The sequence below is a fragment of the Rhodococcus koreensis genome (assembly GCF_017068375.1).
GTDB lineage: Bacteria > Actinomycetota > Actinomycetes > Mycobacteriales > Mycobacteriaceae > Rhodococcus_F > Rhodococcus_F koreensis.
In genome coordinates, this window is record NZ_CP070609.1 from 6,482,216 (window position 1) to 6,501,063 (window position 18,848).

Sequence of the window (18,848 nt, forward strand, 5' to 3'; positions counted from 1 at the left end):
CGCGGAAACATGAGACCCGCAACCGGTTTCGAGGAACTGGAGATCAGCGTTCTCCGGGCGGGCGACCACGTCTGGCTGTCGGCGCAGTCCTGGATGGGGTCGGTGTTCGCGGTGCGGCGAGAGATCCCGGAATGGAAACTGCCGAACGACGTCACGGGAAAGACGATCGACGCGCCGTCCGGATGGCTGACCGACACCGTCCGGCACGCGCGCACCGACGCCGCGGCCCACGCGCTCGACGTCGGGAAAGTGCTGACGGACCTGGTGTTCGGGATCCCCGACATCGAAACGCTGTTGCAGCAGAGCCGGGGAATCGCCGGGAGGGCGGGAACTCAGCTCCTCGTGCGGATCCTCGCCGCGCCGCAGGAAGTGTGCGCCTGGCCGTGGGAGTTGCTGCTGGATCCGCAACGCCCCGACCAGTTCCTCGCCATGGCACGCGACGTCCACGTGGTGCGGTCCGGACGGTCGCGCACGTACCCGATCCGGCAGACGCCGATCGAGCCGCCGCTCAATCTCCTGCTGGTGATGTCGAGTCCGCTGCGGGAGGGCCCGGAGGATTCCGAGGCCCCGTTCGACCTGTACGCCGAGAAACGCAGCCTGCTGTCGGAACTGCGGCCCCTGGTCGACCGTGGTCTGCTCCGGGTGGTGGTCGAGGACCGTCCGTCCGTCGAACGTCTTCGCAGTCGAATGGGCATGCAGAGACGAGGGTTTCACCTCTTCCACTATCTCGGGCACGCCAATCCGGACGGTCTGAAGGTGGAGCGGCGCAACGGCCGCGGGATGCTGCTGCCGAGCCAGGAGTTCGCGTTGCTGTTGCAGCAGCTGCCGGACCTCCGGCTGGCGGTGTTCGCGGGGTGCGAGACGGCCCGCGCGCCGGACGGGGCCACCGACGACGACCCGTGGCCGGGGCCGCTGTCCTCGGCCGACATCTGTGTGCGTGATGCGTGCCCGATGGTGATCGGCATGCAGGCGGTGCTGCCGTTCCGGACGGAGCGACTGCTGACGCGCTTCTTCTACGAGGCGCTGACCGCCGGCCAGCCCGTCGCGGAGGCGTTGCGGCTGGCGCGGCTCGCGATCAACGGCGACGAGAACAGCGGCGACCCCCTGCTCGACTGGGCGGTGCCCTGCCTGTTCGTCGGCGGGAGCGAGCCCGGCGCGATCATCGACCCGGACGCGAAAGCGCGGCCGGAACCCTCGCCCCGGCGGATCTCGCGGCGGATCGGGATCCGCCAGGGCGAACTCCGCTTCATCTCCCGCCTAGCGGAACTGCGCGAGGGGGTGGACGTGCTGTCCGGGCGGACGTCCGCCCGGTTGCTGCACGTGGTCGGGATGCCCTCCACCGGAAAGACCGCCCTCCTGGACCGCGTGCTCGAGGAGCTCGAACCGCAGATCGCGCATCTGTTCGTCAGCGCGAAACGGCTGCTCGCGAAACCCGACCCGCTCCGCGAACTGTCCCGGATCGTCGCCGAGCTGATGGACGACGCCGGGGTCCGCACCGCCCGGCCCGGCAGGCTCAGCGCCGGTGACTGGTGGGAGCGGCTACTCGACGACCTCACCGAAGTCCCCACCGCGATCGTCGTCGACGACGGCGACCTGCTTGTCGGCGACGCCCCCGGCGCCTCGGACCTCCTCGACGCCTTGGTCCTGTTGACAGAGCGTCGGGGCGACGCGCGGCTCGCCGTGGCGACCACTGGGGAACTCGCCGGACTGACCGAGTCGCTCCGCGCCGCGGAAGTGCGCACGATCCGCCTCGACGCCCTGTCCTGGCCCGAAGTGTGGCAATGGATCCGGCGCAATCTGCCCACGCTGACGCGTTACCCGGAGCAGGATCTCTCCCGGCTCTACACCGACGTGCGGCACCTGGAACTGTGGGAGCAGCTGGCGGATCTCGCCGCCCAGGACGGCACCTTCGAACCGCGGGACCTGCCGCTGCTCGTCCGGCAACTCGGTGTCGGTGCCGCGAAGCCGGCGCTGCCGGTGTCGAACGGGTCCGACTTCTTCGGCGCCGGCTCCGGGGCACCCGAGGCCGAGGCGGCAGCCGCGGCGCCGGTGCGGCACGCACTGCGGTTGGCGGTGGCGGGACCGTTCACCGCCGGGCGGCGTGAGGAGATCGCGGTGGCCGTCACACAATGCGCCATCCGGCACGACGTTCCGGGCCGGGTGGTGTCCGGCGAGATGGGGCAGGGCGAATCGGCGCTGGCCGAACTCCTGCCCCAGGAGCTGGCCTTCGCAAACGGTGTCCCGTCCGAGCGTGACGTCTGCCGGTGGATGGAGGACGCCGGCCTCGCCGACGCGAACATCCTGGTGTTCGACTACGGCAACGCGGTCCCGTCCGACGCGCAGAACGCCGTCATCGCGCGCCTGGTCGGCGACGGCCGACTCGTGATCGTCTCGGGTGACCACTCCGACGAACCGGCGTATCCCGCGTGGAGTGCGGACGCGTTCGCCGTCGGTGCCGTCGAGGACGACGGCACCCTCACCCACGAAACCCCGTACTTCGCCGACGCGGGCAAACCCGACGTCTACGCGCCGCGGACGATCACCGGGACAACGTGCGAGCGGCTCGTCGACCGGCCGGAGATGGAGGGCACGACCTTCGCCGCGCTGTACGTGGCCGTCGCGGCGATGCTGGTCTGGGCGACCGACCGCGACCTGGCCGCGCGGGACGTCCGGGCGCTGCTGGTCGAGACGGCGACACCGATACCGACGGCACGGGGTGACACCGCGAAGCAACTCGACGTCGAAGCGGCACTGGACAGCGCGCGGCGGGAGGTCGTCGTCGCAGCACTCGGATCGGACGCACTCGAACTCGGGCAGTTGCTCGCGGAAATCCCGATCCGCCCGGAACTGGCGGTTCCGCTGCTCGACGCCCTGGTGGCCGACGGCAACCGCATTCGGCGGGTCGTCCGGAACGGCGTCGAACAGTACGAACGCGCCGGCGCCGCGGTCGGACCGAGAAACGAGTAGTCGGCTACGCATGACCGGTCCGCCCGCGGCGCGAAGGCTGGCAGGCACAGCACCGAGCCGCCGCCTACGTGAGGACCGAGTCATGACCATCGTCGACAACATCGGAGACGGGCAGTCGCAGCGCGCGACGCCTGCGGGAACGTTCGAGGCGGAACGGCAACGACAACACGATGCGGCAGAACTGCGTGCGCGGGAACGGGCACCCCAGCGCGGCGAGCACGTGGAGGCGCTCAACGGTCCCGGCGGGGTTGCCGCGGCGGATACGCCCGAACGGATCGCGAAGCGGGTGGACCGGCTCGGTCGCTACTACGGCGAGGACGGCTGGGCGTCGGACACCCTCCCGGACCGGATTCTCGAGAAGATCGTGGGCACAGCAGATTTCGTCGGCGCCCGCTACCTCGATGCCGGCGTCGCCGCCGCCCGGTCCATCGGACGGGTGAACATCCGCGACGCACGGGGAACCCTGCAGGGCTACGGCACCGGTTTCCTCGTCTCACCTGCCCTGCTGCTGACCAACCACCACGTGCTGCCGGACGCCGACATCGCCCGCAGCAGCGTGATCGAGTTCGACTACCAGGACGGCGTCGACGGAAAACCGCGGCCCGTGCAGATGTTTCCGCTGGATCCGGGACGGTTCTACCTCGCCGACCGGGAACGCGATTTCGCGCTGGTCGCGGTCGGGGCCGAGCCCGGGACGCTCGCACAGTTCGGTTTCAGCCCGCTGATCCAGGCGGAGGGCAAGGCCGTGATCGGTGAGTTCGTGACCATCGTGCAGCATCCCCGCGGCGAGAAGAAGCAGATCCGCGCTGCGGGAGAACCGCATCGTCGACATTCCCGAACGGTTCCTGCACTACTCGGCCGACACCGAACCCGGATCCTCGGGTTCACCGGTCTTCAACGATCAGTGGGAGGTGGTCGCCCTGCACCACGCGAGTGTGCGGGCGCCGCAACACACCGAGTTCGGTGGAGTCCTCAACGAGGGGGTGCGGATCAGCCGCATACTCGAATACGTGCGTGCGCAGAACCTGACCCCGCAGTGGCGGGACCTCGTCGACGAGGTTGTCGGCGCCGAGCGGACGGTGCCGGCAGTCCGCCCGGTGCTCGAACACGAACGGGAGGTGACCGTCCGGGTTCCCCTCGAAATCACGGTGCGTCTCGGATCGGTCGAGTCACCGGCCGCCGCGCCGGAAGCGATCTCGATCGATCCGAACTACGGCACCCGGGGTGGGTACGACGAGAGCTTCCTGCGGGTGCCGCTACCACTGCCGCGGCCCGAGGTGCCTGCGGTGGCGTCACCGGAGTTGAAATATCACCACTTCAGCGTCGTGATGCACCGCGAGCGGGCACTGGCACTGTTCACCGCCGTGAACATCGACGGGCGGCAGTCGCAGAGCCCCCGGCGCGACAGCGACAGATGGATTCTCGACCCCCGGCTTCCCGCCGATCAGCAGACGGGGGAGGACGTGTACCGCGACAATCCGCTCGACCGGGGGCACCTCGTGCGGCGTCTCGACCCGGCCTGGGGCCCGCTGGCCAAAGCGGCGAACGACGACACGTTCCACTTCACCAATTGCACTCCGCAACACCACAGTTTCAACGCGGGACAGACGCTGTGGCTGGGCCTCGAGGACTACGTCCTGAAGAACGCGGACAACGCCGATCTCGCCGTCACCGTCGTGACCGGGCCCGTTCTCGCACCGGACGACCCGAAGTATCGCGGTGTGGCGCTGCCACGGCAGTTCTGGAAGACGGTCGCCATGGTGAAGCAGGACGGCAGCCTCTCGGTCACCGGATACCTGCTCAGCCAGGCCGCCCTGCTCGACGAGTTCGCCGAGGGGGAGGAGGCGTTCTCCTACGGCGCGTACCGCACGTTCCAGGTACCCGTCCGGCGGATCGCACAGTTGACCGGTCTGGGCCTGGACCCCTACATCGCGGCCGACCCGCTCGAACGAATCGAGGCGAGCAGCCTGCCCCGCGAACTGATCCGCCCTCAGGACCTGATCCTCTGAAACCGGAAGGGAACCCGACGTCATGAGCACCAACGAATCAGCGGCCGATCTGCCGACCCGCCGCACGTGCGGGGCGATGGACGTGCACCGCCGGCTGCTGACCGAGTCGGAGTCGTATCGCATCGCCCGATCGGAGATCGAGAACCAGAGCATCGAACTGGAGCCGTTGCAGTCGATCGCCGCCCGCGGACCGGTCCGGATTCCGGTCGTCGTGCACGTGGTGTCGACGACAGCGGCGCAGAACATCTCCGACGCGCAGATCGAGAGCCAGATCATGGTGCTCAACAAGGACTTCCGCGCCACCAACGACGACATCGACACCGTTCCGCCCGTGTTCGAGCAGCTGATCGGCGACGCCGGCATCGAATTCTTCCTCGCCGACACCGACCCGGACGGGCGGCCGTCGAACGGAATCACCCGCACCACAACCGAAGTCGACTCGTTCGACCAGAACGACGGCGTGAAGTCCGCGGAGACCGGCGGCGCCGACCCGTGGCCGACGCAGAGATACCTCAATATCTGGGTCTGTGCGCTCGGCGGTGGCCTGCTCGGCTATGCGCAGTTCCCCGGCGGCCCCGTCGCCACCGACGGCGTCGTGATCACGTACACCGCGTTCGGCACGACGGGCACCGCGCGGGCCCCGTTCAACCTCGGCCGCACCGCGACCCACGAGATCGGGCACTACCTCAACCTCTTCCATATCTGGGGCGACGACGGCACCGGGTGCCGGGGCTCCGACGAGGTCGCCGACACCCCCAATCAGGGCGGGCAGAACGTCGGGATGCCACGCTTCCCGCACATCAGTTGCGGGAACGGCCCCCACGGCGACCTGTTCATGGATTACATGGACTACACGGACGACGCGGGGATGGTGATGTTCACCAAGGGGCAGGGCGCCCGGATGGGCGCGTGCCTGGACGGCGTCCGGAAGGCGTTGTGGACCGGACGGGCAGCGAGTCCGGCCGTCTCCGCACTGGTGGCCCCGGGCGCGGCGGGACGCTGGCGGCATTCCTTCGAGGAGGACCACGACGGTGTCCGCGTGTACCGGCCCGCCGGATTCGACTTCCCGCGGGCGCGGGGGCGGGGCGGGATCGAATTCCGGCCGGACGGCTCGTTCGTCGACTGGGCGATCGGCCGGGGCGACGCCGACGAACCACGGGAGGGAACGTGGGTGCCCGCGGACGACGACGGGCGGCTCGAGGTGACCACGGCGGCGGGCGACACGCGCACCGTTCGGGTGGTCCGGCTCGACGAGGACCGCCTCGAATTGGACGTCGGGGACGTAGCGGCCGGAGGTACCTGCGGAGATATACTTCTCTGACCTGGTATTCACACTCAGTGACGCGGTTCCGCCGTACTCGGGGAGACGGATTGGCGCGCCCCGAAAGGAATTCCGATGTCTACTCGAAAAGTGCTGGGTCGGCTGGGAGCAGTGCTCGCCGTCGCGGGCGCATTGTCGTTCGCTGTGCCCGGCGCCGCCTCCGCCGCGCCGTTCGTCCCCGGCTCGATGTCGACGTGCGCCCCCGGAGCCTGGCTCACGTTCAACGCGGAACGCGTCGGACCCGACCGGATCCGGTACACCACCGCAGCGCCGTTCGCGCAGTGGAACGGCGCCGTCGTGCAGTTCACGAACCTCACCACCGGATTCCGGGGTGTCGCGTTCGTCAACGACCCCGTACCGGCCGCCGTCGGGTTCGGGCCGGTGCTGAGTGAGATCGCCGGGCTGTTGCCGTGCTTCGTCAGCGCGGGCGTCACCATGTCGTAGCCGCGCTCAACTGGGGTCGGAGCCGCGGACCGCCGCCAACCACACGGCGACGGCCGCGGCCACACACGTCGCGCCGGCGAACGCGGGAAGCCCGCCGCCCGCGACGTACACCCACAAGGCCCCGGCGAACGGCGCCGCCACCGCGAACTGAGCGTCGAGGACGAGCCTGCGGGCCGGCCGGACCGCGACCCGGGCGCGCACCGGGCCGTCCGGATCCGGACGCGACGGGTTGTCGATCAACCGGCCGGGCGGCTCCGAACGACGCGCTCGACCCGAGGGGAGCAGGCGACGGCCCTCCCACACCACCACGGTGCGACGGCCCGCGTCGTGCACCGTCGCCGCGGTCGGCGTCGGCAGGGTGACCAGAGCGGCATCGAAGAACACCGGAATCCACAGCGACCCCGGTTCCTCACGTACCTCGATCCAGGACCTGCTGGTCAGTCGGTGTTGCTGGCGAACCCGGCGCACCGTGGCCGGCCGTCCCGGCCCCGAGCGCGTGCGGGTGGCCGCGAACCACGTGTAGCCGGTGACCCCGAGCACCGCCGCCGCCACGACGACCAGTGCGCTGAACTGATCGGCGTCGGCGACCACGGCGAACACGCCGCACACCAGCAGCGCGCCCACGGCGACGGCCACCGGGTAGCGCACGGCCGCGAACCCGCTAATTCAGGAAACCGATCTTGGTGTAGTCGTAGGACGCGAGACCGGCGGCACCGAAGTTCGCCAGGTTGTCGCGCACCGCGACGTTGCCCGGCGCCTGCATCAGCGGCAGCGAGAACCCCTCCTCGAACACCGCGGTGTCGACTTCGTTGGCCAGTTCGATCGCCTTCTGCGGGTCGAGTTCCGAGATCGTCCGCTCGATCAGCGCGTTCAGTTCGGGCGAACCGATCCGGCCGTAATTGCCCTGCAGGTCGTCGGGGTTGTACGCGTAGATCTGCGGCAGACCGCTGAGCGGGAACGGATCACCCACCCAGGAGAATTGGGCGAGGTCGAAGTCGCCGGGCTGAATGACGTCGGTGAAGAACCCGGTGCCGCCCCGGGTGTCGATGTTCAGCTTGGCGCCGATCTGCGCGAGGTTCTGCTGAACGATCTGCGCGATCTGGACCCAGGTGGTCGACTGGTACATCACGTCGCGGATCTCGAGCCTACGCCCGTCCTTCTCCCGGAACTCGCCGTTCAGTTTCCAGCCGAGCTCGTCGAGCCGCCGCGCGGCCTCCTCGGGGTCGTAGGCGACGGCCGCACTGTTGTCCTGGTAGCCCTCCTGACCGCTGAGGTAGACGTGGTTGTTCAGCGGCTGGGGGTCGTCGACCAGACCGTTCTGAATCGCGGTCGCGATGCCCTGCCGGTCGATGCCCTTGGACAGCGCCACCCGCAATTCCGGATCGGCGAGGATCGATCCGTCCGCGCCGTTGAACGTGATGTGCGAGAACTGGGTTCCCGGCGCCCGGCGGATCGCGATGCCGTCCGATCCCTCCGCCGTCTTCACCTCGTCGATCGTGCCCAGCCCGGACGCGTCGATCTCGTTGTTCTGCAGCGCGGGAATTCGCGCGGAGTCGTCGAGCACGCTGTACGTGATGGTGTCGAGTTTCGGGGTGTTGCCCCACCACACGGGGTTGCGGCCCAACGTGATCCGGTTCTGCGCCCGGTCGATCGACGCGATCCGGAACGGTCCCGACGTCAGCGAGATCCCGTCGCGCAGGCTCGTGTTGAACGCCTCGGGGGTCGCGGTGGCCGCCTTCGGGTAGAGCATCGAATTGCCCGCGAACTGGCCCCGCCACTCGGCGTACGGCTCGGCGAACGTGATCACCGCCTGACGGTCGTCGACGCCGCGCTCGACCCGGTCCACCCGCTCGAATCCGGACGTGTTCGCGATCAGGAATTCCTTGTTCTTCCCGCTGAGCGCCGCGGCCTGGGACTGGATGTCCTCCCACGTGATCGGGGTGCCGTCGGACCACACCGCCTTCGGGTCGATCGTGTACGTGACCTGCTGCGGGTCGGTGCCGGTGAGCGCGACGTCGACGAAGTAGTCGTGGTTCACCGACAGCGCCCCCGAGGCGTCGGTGCCGAACGCGCGGGGCATCATCGGCTTCAGCATGCCGCCGATCTCGGAGTCGTTGCCGTCGTTGGACAGCGTGTTGAAGTTCGGGGGGAAACCCGACAACGCCAACCGCAGGTTTCCGCCGTCGCGCAGTTCGCTGGGGTCGTGCGGGTTGATGTCGTTGGTGGTGCCGATCGACCCGGATCCGGTCCCGGTGCCGCCGGTGTCCGAGCCCCCGCAGCCGGCGAGAACGAGGCCGATGGCCAGGAACGATACCGCGAGGCGGGTGCGCGCCGAACGAATCCTCATGGATGTGCCCTTCCTCGAAGTTCGCTGACCCTAGTGTGCCAAATACGTTGGATCCGGTACGGGGATTGCCGCGAGCAGTGCCCGGGTGTACTCGTGCTGCGGATCCTCGAAAATCGTCTGCGCGGCTCCCGACTCGACGATCCTGCCCCGGTACATCACCGCGACGTCGTGCGCGATGTTGCGGACCACCGATAGGTCGTGGGAGACGAACAGGTACGACATGCCCCGCTGCTCCTGGAGGTCGCGCAGGAGGTTGAGCACCCCGGCCTGGATGGAGACGTCGAGCGAAGACACCGGTTCGTCCAGGAACAGCAGTTCCGGATCGAGCGCGAGCGCCCGGGCGATGCTGATCCGCTGCTTCTGGCCGCCCGAGAAATCGGCCGGATACCGGTCGGCGTGCTCGCGTCGCAACCCCACCAGGTCGAGCAGTTCCGGTACCCGGCGGCCGATCTCCTCGCGCCCGCGGCCGTCCAGCCGCAGCGGCTCGGCGAGCACGTCGAACACCGGCAGCCGGGGGTCCAGGGACGCCGTCGGATCCTGGAAGACGACGGCCATCTTCCGCCGGAGGGCGCGCCTGCGGTGGGCGCTCAGCGCCGCGACGTCGGCACCCAGCACCTCGATCGACCCGGATTCCGGCGCGGACAGGTCGAGGACCTGCGTCAACGTCGTCGATTTGCCCGAGCCGGATTCGCCCACCAACGCCAGCGTGCGACCCGCACGAATGTCGAACGTGATGCCGTCGACCGCCCTTATCTCGCCGCGCTTGCGGCGGAACACCAGACCGCTGGTGATCGGATACGTCTTCACCAGGTCGGTCACCTGCAGCACCACCCGGTGCTCGGGTTGCGTCCTCGCAGTGGGGGCGGGGGCCGGCTGATCCCGCCGATATGCCGTGACGAGGTCGCGGGTGCCGCTCTCGTCGACGCGGATGCACGCCGCCCGGTGGGCCGGTCCGGTCGCGACGAGTTCCGGTTCGGCGAGCAGGCAGGCGTCCACGGCGAGCGGGCAGCGCGGCGCGAACGTGCAACCGGGTGGCAGTGAATGCGGTGCCGGCGGGGCGCCGGCGATCGAGACCAGGCGGCTCCGGATCGGCGCGTCCATCCTTGGTACGGACACGAGTAGTCCTGCGGTGTAGGGCATCCGGGGTTCGGCGAACAGCTCCCGCACCGGAGCGGACTCCACCACCCGGCCCGCGTACATCACCACCACGCGGTCGGCGAGGGTCGCCGCGATGCCCATGTCGTGGGTGATCATCACGACGCCGGCACCGGTGAGATCACGCGCCTTGCGCAGCAGGTTCAGGATCTGCGCCTGCACGGTCACGTCGAGGGCGGTGGTCGGTTCGTCGCAGATGATCAGCGCGGGATCGTTGGCGATCGCGATGGCGATCACCACGCGCTGGCGCATGCCGCCGGAGAACTCGTGGGGAAAAGCCTTGGCGCGCACCGCAGGATCGGGGATCCCGACCAGATCGAGCAGGTCGACGGCGCGCTGCTCGGCGTCCTTTCTGTTGCTCGCCCGGCCGTGGACCAGCAGCGCCTCGGCGATCTGGTCACCGACCCGGTACACCGGCGTCAACGCGGACAGCGGGTCCTGGAACACCATGCTGACCGTCTTCCCGCGCAGCGCCGACAGTTCCCGGTCTCCCATGCCCAGCAACTCGCGGCCCTGCAACCGGATCGAGCCGGTGACGCGCGCGTGCTCGGGCAGCAGCCCCATCACGGCGAGGGACGCCACCGACTTGCCCGAGCCCGACTCACCCACGATGGCCAGCACCTCGCCGTCGGAGACGGTGTAGCTGACGTCGCGGACCGCCTCGATCCGGCCTTCCTCGCTGGGAAAGCTGACCCGCAGGTTCTCGATGTCGAGCAGCGGTTGCCCGGTCACCGCTTCACTTTCTTCCTGCTCTTGCGGGACCGGGCGCGCTTCGAGGTGGGGTCGACCGCGTCGCGGAGTCCGTCGCCCACGAGATTCGCCGACAGCACGGTGATCACCAGCAGTCCGCCCGCGAACATGAACAGCCACGGGTAGGTGAGGGCGGATTCGGTACCGTCGGCGATCAGCGACCCGAGGGAGATGTCCGGTTTCTGCACGCCGAACCCGAGGAAGCTGAGCCCGGTCTCGGCGAGGATCGCGGCACCGACGTTCAGGGTCGCGTCGATGATCAGAATCGACGCGATGTTCGGGACTATGTGGCTGGTGATGATCTTGTGCGTCGGTGCCCCCATGTACCGGGCGGCCTGCACGAATTCCCGCTCGCGCAGGCTCAGCGTCATCCCGCGGACCATCCGGGCGGTGATCATCCAGCCGAACACCGCCAGCAGCAGGATCAGCAGGATGATCGAACTCGACGACTTCAGCCGGGGGGTGAACACGGCGATGATGATGAAGCTGGGAACGACGAGCAGCAGATCGACCAGCCACATGATCACCCGATCCGGCCAGCCGCCGACATACCCGGCCAGCGCACCGACGAGCGCCGCGATGGCGGTGGAGAAGAGCGCGACGCAGATGCCGATGATCAGCGACTTCTGCAGCCCGCGCAACGTCTGGGCGAGAACGTCCTGCCCGATCTGGTTGGTGCCGAAAGGATGTTCGGCACTGGGCGGCTGCAGCAGCGCGGTGTAGTCGAGTTGCTGATAGTCGTAGGGGAGCAGGTACGGTCCGACGAAACTGGCGACGAACAGCAACAGCAGGATGCACACCCCGGCGATGGCGGGTTTGTTCCGGAGAAACCGCCGAAACAGCAGGGTTCGGCGCCCGACGGCCGACACCGCCGCATCGGTGGACGCGATCTGGATCTCGGTCACCCCACACGCACCCTCGGGTCCAGCGCCGCATACACGACGTCCGAGAGCAGCCCTGACAACAGCACGATCAGCCCGGTGAACGACGTGATCGCGACGACGATGTTGGTGTCCTGGTTGTCGATGCCGATCACGATCCACTCGCCGATGCCGTGCCAGCCGAAGATCGTCTCGGTGAACGTGGCCCCGACGACCAGCGCCCCGAACCCGTAGGCGAACAGGGTCGCCATCGGGATCAGCGCCGTCCGGAGTCCGTGCTTGAGCAGTGCCGCCCGCCGGGTCAGCCCCTTCGCCCGCGCGGTCCGGATGAAGTCGCTCCCCAGAACGTCGAGCATCGCGTTGCGTTGATATCGGCTGTACCCTGCGATGCTGCCCAACGCCAGCGCGATGGTCGGCAGCACCAGATGCTGCACCCGGTCGACGAACTGCGGCCAGAACCCGGTGATCGTGCTGGCCGAGGATTCCCCGGTGTACAGAAAGATCTGGCTGCCGGTGGCCGAGTTGATCTGGAGAGCACCGTATTTCAGCAGGGTTGCCACCAGGAACACGGGCGCGCTGAGAATCAGCAGCGACACGACGGTGCTGAAATAGTCGCTGAACTTGTACTGCCGGATCGCACCCGCGGCGCCGATCAGCACCCCCAGCACCGCCCCGATGACGGAACCGAGGATCAGCAATCGCATGCTTACCAGGATCCGGCGGCCCAACTCGTCCGACACCGGCTGACCCGTGATGGTGGTGCCGAAGTCGCCGTGCACCACGCCGCCCAGCCAGTTCGCGTACCGCACCGGGATCGGGTCGTCCAAATGCAGTTCCGCGGCCTTCGCGTCGATCACCGATTGCGGCGGCCGGGGGTTACGTTGTTCCAGGCTGTCGAGCGGGCGGAAGGTGAGCGAGGTGAGGCTGAACGTCAGGAACGACGCCAGCAGCAACAGCACCACGTAATTGAGCGCTCGTCGTAGCAGGAAGATACCCATCGATCCCCGTTCATCCTGAGTGTTGTTTGGTGCACTCGGCATGAGCGGCCGGGTTACCCCGGCCACGTTCACCACTATGTGGCGTTCCCGCAGCGATACCGTCTGCCCGCCGGATGGCGGGTCTTATGGTTGGTTTCTGTCGGGCGTCTTTTACGTCTCGTCCGCAACTCGCCGAAGACGCACCACCGTCAACAACCGCCGCGAGGGCAGCGAGGTTGAGGGCGGCATTGTGATCACGATCAGCGCGGAATCCGCACGAATCGCAGGTGAACACCCGAACATTGAGGGGTAGTTTGGCTTTCACTACCTGACAGTTCGAGCAGGTCTTACTCGACGGATACCAACGGTCCGCCACGTGCAGTCTTGTGCCGGTCCACTCGGTCTTGTAGGTCAGTTGTCGTCGGATCTCGGCGAGCGCCGCATCACGCAGAGCCCGGTTCAGTCCACGCTTGTAGGCGCCACCGGAGCGGGTCATCCCCGTGACATTGAGGTCTTCGACGACGACGGTGCCGACGTCCCGCACCAGTCGGGTGGTGAGTTTGTGCAGGTGATCGCGGCGCGCGTCGGCGGTGCGGGTGTGTACTGCCCTGATCTGGTCTTGGGTGCGCAGCCACCGCTGTGAGGGCTCTTGGCCGGTGAGGCGATCCGGGCCGATCTGGCGGGACGCGCGGCGCTGCAGACGACGCAACACCTTCGCGTGCTTTCGTGTGTGTTTCGGGTTGTCGATCATCTCTCCGGTCGAGAGGACCGCGAGGTGTTTCACCCCCACATCGACGCCGACCACCGAACCGTCCACACCACCATCGGCAACGGCGGAGGCACAGGTGGCGGTGGGCGGGAGTGCCCTGGCGGGGAGAGTAGTTTCGACGGAAAACGACACCTGCCACCGGCCGCGTCGATACGACACGGTCGCAGATCGGATCCGCGCCGTCCCAGCGATAGTCTTGCGGGCCAGTTTGCGGGTGGATTCGCACGTCCGGATCGCCCCGATCCGGGGCAACTGCACATGACGGCGGTCACCGCCATCGGTGACCAGCCCGAAACTGCCCGTCGTGAACCGGCACGACAGCACCGCCCGCTTACTTCGGAACCGCGGAAACCCCATCGAGCCTTTCCGTTTCCCGGACCGGGCGTCGGACCAGTTCGACAACGCGGCAGCACAGTTCGCGATCCCGGAGCTATACGCCTCCTTCGAGTTCTCTGGCCACCACACTTTCCCGGTCTCGGGGGCGACCGCGACGTCGTTCTTGACGGTGTTCCAGAATTTGCGCAGACGGTATGCGGACCACGACATCGACGGGGTCAGCTCCGCGTCGGGAACACCGTAGGACCGTTCCGCGGTCCGTTGATCGAGGTTCGCCTTGACTTGTGACAGTGCCCAGTTGTAGGCGAAACGCTGTGCCCCGCAATGCGACCGTAACGCCTCGACCTGTGCCGGGGTGGGATCGAGAACGTAGACGTACGCCCGGATCACCGTCCGAGACGGATCCGGCGCAGTGATGTCGGCAGTCCGATCCTCGAGTGCAGCAGCGGCCGTCATGGGCGGTCCGTCGCGGCGGCCACGGCAGCGGCGGCACGCCGACGTGCACGGCGCTGCCCGTTCAGGCGGGCACGCAGCGACGTCACCACCCCGGTCATGTCCCACCAGATCATCAACCACCCCCATCGTCGGCCAACGTGAGCAGAGTACGACCTTGCGCCGACAAAAACGGCCTCGATGCATTCGAACCCGAGCCTCGTCGGGCTGCTCCCGATGCTCCACCACGATCGTCGTCACGTTCTGATCGGCAAACAGCTTACGAATTTTCATGCCCTTCCCGACCCATGGCGTGCAGACCGCAGTATCTCCCACCAGGATCGTGCCCGACGGCAACTGCTGAGCTCGGACAGAAAGCGTTCCCGCATGAAACCACGCCGACGCGGTCCGGTACTTCACTCCGCTCGCTGCCGCCCAATCCCTCAACATCACGACACCAAACTCCACTAGACAGCACGAAACAATCCCACTAGCGAACGGTTGCAAACCCTCGCAACTAGGGCTCAACGCTACGAAGTATAGGAGCGTGCCGCCGGCGGTCGGCCCGACTCGGCGAAACGGGTGCCGCGTCCGAGATCGCCGCCCGGCATGTTGCGTCGTCGCTTGTTAGCGTTGGCGGTGTGACAATTCGTGCCGGCGCCGTCGAACAGGTGACGCGGCGCACGGCACACCTCACCAGGTACGACGAGTACGCGGTGACGGTCCCGCGGTCCGGCGATCGTGCGCTGGTCGGGGTGCCGCGCGGGGTGACGCCGTCGGCAGTCGCGTACTATCTGCACGGGCGGACGGGGGACGAGAGGTCGATCGACGATCGCGCCGGACTGCGGGACGGCCTGCTAGACGCCGGATACGTGGTCGCGAGCCCGTACCTGCATGGCGACCTATGGGGTAACCGGTCGGCGCAGGACGCCGTGGTGGCGCTGGACGCGTGGGTGTCCCGGCGGTGGCCGGTGCTGCGGCGGTTCCTGATCGGCGAATCGATGGGCGGGAACGCCGCCGCCAACGCCGTGCGACTGCGCGAGGTGCCGTGGGACGGTGCCGTGTTCATCGCCCCGTCGCTGTCGCTGCGCGCGGTGTGGGAACGAGGCGAGCACGGACGCGACACCCTGCGGGACGCGTTCGACCTGTCCGCGGACGGGCACGACCTCGAATCGAAGACGGAGCACTGGGACGCCGTCCGGCACCGGCCGGGAGATTATGTGGGAGTACCCATTCGGGTGTACGCCTCGCGGGAGGACGAGGTCGCGAACATCGCCGGTGTCACGGGGCCGTGGGTCGAGATGATCCGCCGCGGCTCGGACTCGGTCGAGTTCGTCGAGGTGAGCGGCCCACACGTGTCGGAAGACCACTTCCGGGCCGCGGAGGTCGTGAAGTTCTTCGGGACGATCCGGTGAACGCGGGGAGGCCTTCGCGGCGAAGGCCTCCCCGCCCGTTCACGCCTCGGTGCGGTGCGTGGTGTCGAGACGGAAGATGTTGGTGAAGAAATCCTTGACGGCCTGGATCTTCTCGTTGGTCAGGTCGATGGCGTGGCGACGCGATTCTTCGAGCGCGGTGGGCATGGAGGCTTCCTTTCGTCGAGAGGGCACAGCATGGCGATCGACAGTCTGCCCCAACATGCTGACGCCCGCATGACGAACAGGTGTCGCGCATGCAACTCGAACAGCAAGCGGGGGAGCGTGTTCGGTTAACCTGGCACGATGACGACGAGCAGCGCAGACGGCCGGGTCGCGATCACCTACTGCACCCAGTGCCAATGGTTGTTGCGTGCAGCATGGATGGCGCAGGAACTACTCGGCACGTTCGGGCAGGAACTCGGCGAAGTCGCACTCGTCCCCGGCACCGGAGGGATCTTCCGCATCACCGTCGACGACGACCTGATCTGGGACCGCAAGGAGCAGGGCGGCTTCCCGGACATCACCGTCCTCAAGCAGTTGGTCCGCGACCGGGTGGCACCCGACCGAGACCTCGGGCACAGCGACCGGAAGACCCCCTGACGTCAGATCCCGACCGCCCGCTCCAGTGCGCGCAGTTCGTGTCCGAGCCGGGCCGGGATCGACTTCAGGTCGGGCACGGCGCTGCGGCAGCCGGTGACACCGAACGAGATGATGTCGTCGTTGCTGGTGCACGTGATGTTCAGGCCCTGGCCGTCGACGGGCACCGACAGCGGGTAGATGGCGTCGAGCCGCGCACCGTTCCAGTACAGCGGTGAGCTGGGGCCGGGAACGTTGGAGATGATGAGGTTGAACGGCGGGCGCACCCGCGAGTTGTGCCCGAACAGCATGCTCGCGCCGATCGGTGCCGCCCCGAGCGCGCTCATCGCCAGGATCTGCGTGGCGGTCATCGAGCCGTAGGCTTCCTTGCCCTCGCGCATGGAGGTCCGGATGGTCTCGAGCCGATCCGCCGGTTCGCGCAGGTGGGTGCCGAGGTTGCACATGAGCACCCCGATGTTGTTGCCGGTCGCCGCCTCGCGCTGGCTCTTCAGCGACACCGGCACCATCGCGATCAGCGGCTCGGCGGGCAGGGCGTTCTGATCCTCGAGGTAGCTGCGGAGCGCTCCCGAGGACATCGCGAGCACGACGTCGTTGATGGTGCTGTCGGACAGCTTGGCGACGAGGCGGAGACGTTCGAGCGGCCACGACTGCGCCGCGAACTGGCGGGCGCCGGTGATCGGCACGTTGAACGGAGTCTTTGGTGCGGACAGCGCGAGCGGGCCACCCTGGTCGCGGAAGGCGCGGGAGACGGTGCCGGCCAGCGCGGGCACGAGACCGGCGACCTCACCGACCGTCTCGCGGGCGGTGCGGATGGTGGAACCGGCGAGACCCGACAGGCTGAACCCCTTCGACGGCGTCCGCTGCGGGCGCGGGCCGCGCGGCTGCCACGGAGCGGGCACGTCCCGATCGTCGGAGTTCTCGCTGAGCGCGTTGCGCAGCATCTTCATGGCGGTGACGCCGTCGGCGACCGCGTGGTGGATCTTGGTGTAGACGGCGAACCGTCCGTCGCTCAGTCCCTCGATCAAGTGCATCTCCCACAGCGGGCGGCTGCGGTCGAGCAGCGATCCGTGCAGCCGTGAGCACAGGGCCATCAGCTCGGCCTCGCCGCCGGGGGCGGGCAGTGCGTCGTGCCGGATGTGGTGACCGAGGTCGATGTCGTCGACGGTCTCCCAGCTCCACTGGCCGAGCGAGGAGAACGACCGGCGGGCCCGCTTGGCGAGCCGGGGTGTGACGATGCCGTCGCCCTCGACGAGCGCGCGGTCGAGCATCGCGCGCATGTCATAGGTGTCGGCGCCGTCCGGGAGCTGGAAGATCTCCACGCCGCCGACGTGCATCGGGTGCTCTCGGGACTCGCCGAGAAGAAACATCGAGTCGAGGGGGGACATGGGGAGCGGCATCTATTGCCCTTTCCATCCCGAAGACGACTTCCCGGATCGCAGGAGGGCTCGTCTGTGGTCTGAGGTAACGGGAGATGGTGACGTTCCGTTTGTCAGGGACCACCACCGGATAACTAATTGATATGGGACAGGTCACGAAAGCGTGACGCTCGTATTTCTACAGGTTTCCCGTGAGCCATGCCACTAGACAAGCGTCCAGTTTGGCGTCTGTCATTCGAGTGATCGACACCGAAAATGAACTCCGTGTGAACATCCCAATTTTGTGCACTCAGTGCGGAATTCACGTTTCCGAAACTGCCTAGGGCCGAAAGTCCCTACTCGGTAAGAATTGTGGCATGACCAAGCCATGGGCAATTGTTGAACATGTGTCGTTCGAAGGACCGGCTCTCGTCGGAACTCTGCTGGCGGAGCGGGGAATTCGCTACACCGAGTACCCCACGTACCGAGCGTCGGAACTTCCGGCCGTTCACGACATCGGCGGCCTCGTGGTGATGGGCGGTCCGATGGGCGCACTCGACGACGTTACCCACCCGCAACTTCCGCGAGAGCGAAACTTCATCAAAAAAATTGTGGACGCCGGTCTCCCGATGCTCGGGATCTGCCTCGGCGCGCAACTTCTCGCGGCCTCGTTCGGCAGTCCGATCCGCCGCGGGCCGAGCCCGGAGAACGGTGCCGGGACGGTGACGGTGTCCGACGACGGAACGCGCGATCCCGTGTTCGGTGCCGTCGGCGCCGAGGTGCCCGTCGTCCACTGGCACGGCGACACCTTCGACCTCCCGGACGGCGCGGTCCGGCTGGCGAGCAGCCGCCTCTACGAGAATCAGGCGTTCGCCATCGGCCGCCGCGCCTACGGTCTGCAGTTCCACGTCGAACTCACCCGCGAGCAACTGCCCGTGATGCAGGCCCACATGCCGCCCGGCACCGCGCCGTCGGGGGAACACATGGACGCCGTGGAGGCCGCCGGACGGATCATGATCGGTTCGTTCCTCGACCTCGCCGAGAGCTGACAGAATCGGGCGCGCGGGCGCCGATGAGTTTCGCGCACCGCCGT

15 protein-coding genes and 1 pseudogene are annotated in these 18,848 nt (G+C 67.9%); 8 read left to right on the forward strand and 8 right to left on the reverse strand.

Features of this window, described 5'->3' with window-relative positions; translation table 11 throughout:
- Nucleotides 1–9 precede the first annotated feature (9 nt).
- The 5 genes and pseudogenes from JWS14_RS29525 to JWS14_RS29540 all read left to right on the forward strand — a co-directional run bounded on the left by JWS14_RS29525 (nt 10) and on the right by JWS14_RS29540 (nt 6,741).
- Nucleotides 10–2,967 (forward strand): CHAT domain-containing protein, encoded by a 2,958-nt coding sequence (locus JWS14_RS29525; protein WP_206015009.1) that lies wholly within the window; start codon nt 10–12, stop codon nt 2,965–2,967.
- 82 nt (nt 2,968–3,049) lie between these two features.
- Nucleotides 3,050–3,706 (forward strand): annotated as a pseudogene (locus JWS14_RS50250) (trypsin-like serine peptidase); the annotation flags it as partial.
- A gap of 172 nt (nt 3,707–3,878) precedes the next feature.
- The gene (locus JWS14_RS50255) at nt 3,879–4,976 is read left to right on the forward strand and encodes a DNA/RNA non-specific endonuclease (RefSeq protein WP_241031695.1); all 1,098 of its coding nucleotides are present in this window, start codon (nt 3,879–3,881) and stop codon (nt 4,974–4,976) included.
- Nucleotides 4,977–4,998: 22 nt separating this feature from the next.
- The gene (locus JWS14_RS29535; RefSeq protein WP_206015010.1) at nt 4,999–6,297 is read left to right on the forward strand and encodes a zinc metalloprotease; all 1,299 of its coding nucleotides are present in this window, start codon (nt 4,999–5,001) and stop codon (nt 6,295–6,297) included.
- A gap of 75 nt (nt 6,298–6,372) precedes the next feature.
- Nucleotides 6,373–6,741, forward strand: a complete 369-nt coding sequence (locus JWS14_RS29540) for a hypothetical protein (RefSeq protein ID WP_072937529.1) — start codon at nt 6,373–6,375, stop codon at nt 6,739–6,741.
- Between the two features lie 6 nt (nt 6,742–6,747).
- On the opposite strand, the gene JWS14_RS29545 is transcribed toward JWS14_RS29540, so the two are convergent.
- The 6 genes from JWS14_RS29545 to tnpB are packed head-to-tail and all read right to left on the reverse strand — an operon-like array spanning nt 6,748 to nt 14,412.
- The gene (locus JWS14_RS29545) at nt 6,748–7,353 is read right to left on the reverse strand and encodes a hypothetical protein (RefSeq protein WP_206016226.1); all 606 of its coding nucleotides are present in this window, start codon (nt 7,351–7,353) and stop codon (nt 6,748–6,750) included.
- A gap of 49 nt (nt 7,354–7,402) precedes the next feature.
- Nucleotides 7,403–9,088 carry an ABC transporter family substrate-binding protein gene (locus JWS14_RS29550; RefSeq protein ID WP_206015011.1) on the reverse strand — a complete coding sequence of 562 codons (1,686 nt, stop codon included), beginning with the start codon at nt 9,086–9,088 and terminating at the stop codon, nt 7,403–7,405.
- Nucleotides 9,089–9,118: 30 nt separating this feature from the next.
- A complete protein-coding gene (locus JWS14_RS29555) occupies nt 9,119–10,975 on the reverse strand; it encodes a dipeptide ABC transporter ATP-binding protein (protein WP_072937527.1) in 1,857 nt (618 codons plus the stop codon).
- Complete coding sequence (locus JWS14_RS29560) at nt 10,972–11,898, reverse strand: ABC transporter permease (protein WP_206015012.1); 927 nt, start codon at nt 11,896–11,898, stop codon at nt 10,972–10,974. Before JWS14_RS29560 ends, JWS14_RS29555 begins: the two co-directional genes overlap by 4 nt.
- Nucleotides 11,895–12,872 carry an ABC transporter permease gene (locus tag JWS14_RS29565; RefSeq protein WP_206015013.1) on the reverse strand — a complete coding sequence of 326 codons (978 nt, stop codon included), beginning with the start codon at nt 12,870–12,872 and terminating at the stop codon, nt 11,895–11,897. The genes JWS14_RS29560 and JWS14_RS29565 overlap by 4 nt, the downstream gene beginning before the upstream one ends.
- Before the next feature lie 10 nt (nt 12,873–12,882).
- Entirely contained in the window at nt 12,883–14,412 is a 1,530-nt protein-coding gene (tnpB, locus tag JWS14_RS29570) for an IS607 family element RNA-guided endonuclease TnpB (RefSeq protein WP_095861370.1), read from the reverse strand.
- A 617-nt stretch (nt 14,413–15,029) separates the two neighbouring features.
- On the opposite strand from tnpB, the gene JWS14_RS29575 reads away from it, so the two are divergent.
- On the forward strand, nt 15,030–15,803 hold the full coding sequence (locus JWS14_RS29575; RefSeq protein WP_095861369.1) for a serine aminopeptidase domain-containing protein: 774 nt from the start codon (nt 15,030–15,032) through the stop codon (nt 15,801–15,803).
- A 39-nt stretch (nt 15,804–15,842) separates the two neighbouring features.
- Here JWS14_RS29575 and JWS14_RS51225 read toward each other — a convergent pair whose 3' ends face one another.
- Nucleotides 15,843–15,968: a hypothetical protein gene (locus JWS14_RS51225; RefSeq protein ID WP_255314952.1), complete on the reverse strand. Its 126-nt coding sequence runs from the start codon at nt 15,966–15,968 to the stop codon at nt 15,843–15,845.
- Between the two features lie 138 nt (nt 15,969–16,106).
- On the opposite strand from JWS14_RS51225, the gene JWS14_RS29580 reads away from it, so the two are divergent.
- Entirely contained in the window at nt 16,107–16,403 is a 297-nt protein-coding gene (locus tag JWS14_RS29580) for an Rdx family protein (RefSeq protein ID WP_072937524.1), read from the forward strand.
- A gap of 2 nt (nt 16,404–16,405) precedes the next feature.
- Here JWS14_RS29580 and JWS14_RS29585 read toward each other — a convergent pair whose 3' ends face one another.
- Complete coding sequence (locus JWS14_RS29585) at nt 16,406–17,797, reverse strand: WS/DGAT/MGAT family O-acyltransferase (RefSeq protein WP_072937523.1); 1,392 nt, start codon at nt 17,795–17,797, stop codon at nt 16,406–16,408.
- A gap of 335 nt (nt 17,798–18,132) precedes the next feature.
- On the opposite strand from JWS14_RS29585, the gene JWS14_RS29590 reads away from it, so the two are divergent.
- Nucleotides 18,133–18,804: a type 1 glutamine amidotransferase gene (locus JWS14_RS29590; protein WP_206015014.1), complete on the forward strand. Its 672-nt coding sequence runs from the start codon at nt 18,133–18,135 to the stop codon at nt 18,802–18,804.
- Nucleotides 18,805–18,848 lie beyond the last annotated feature (44 nt).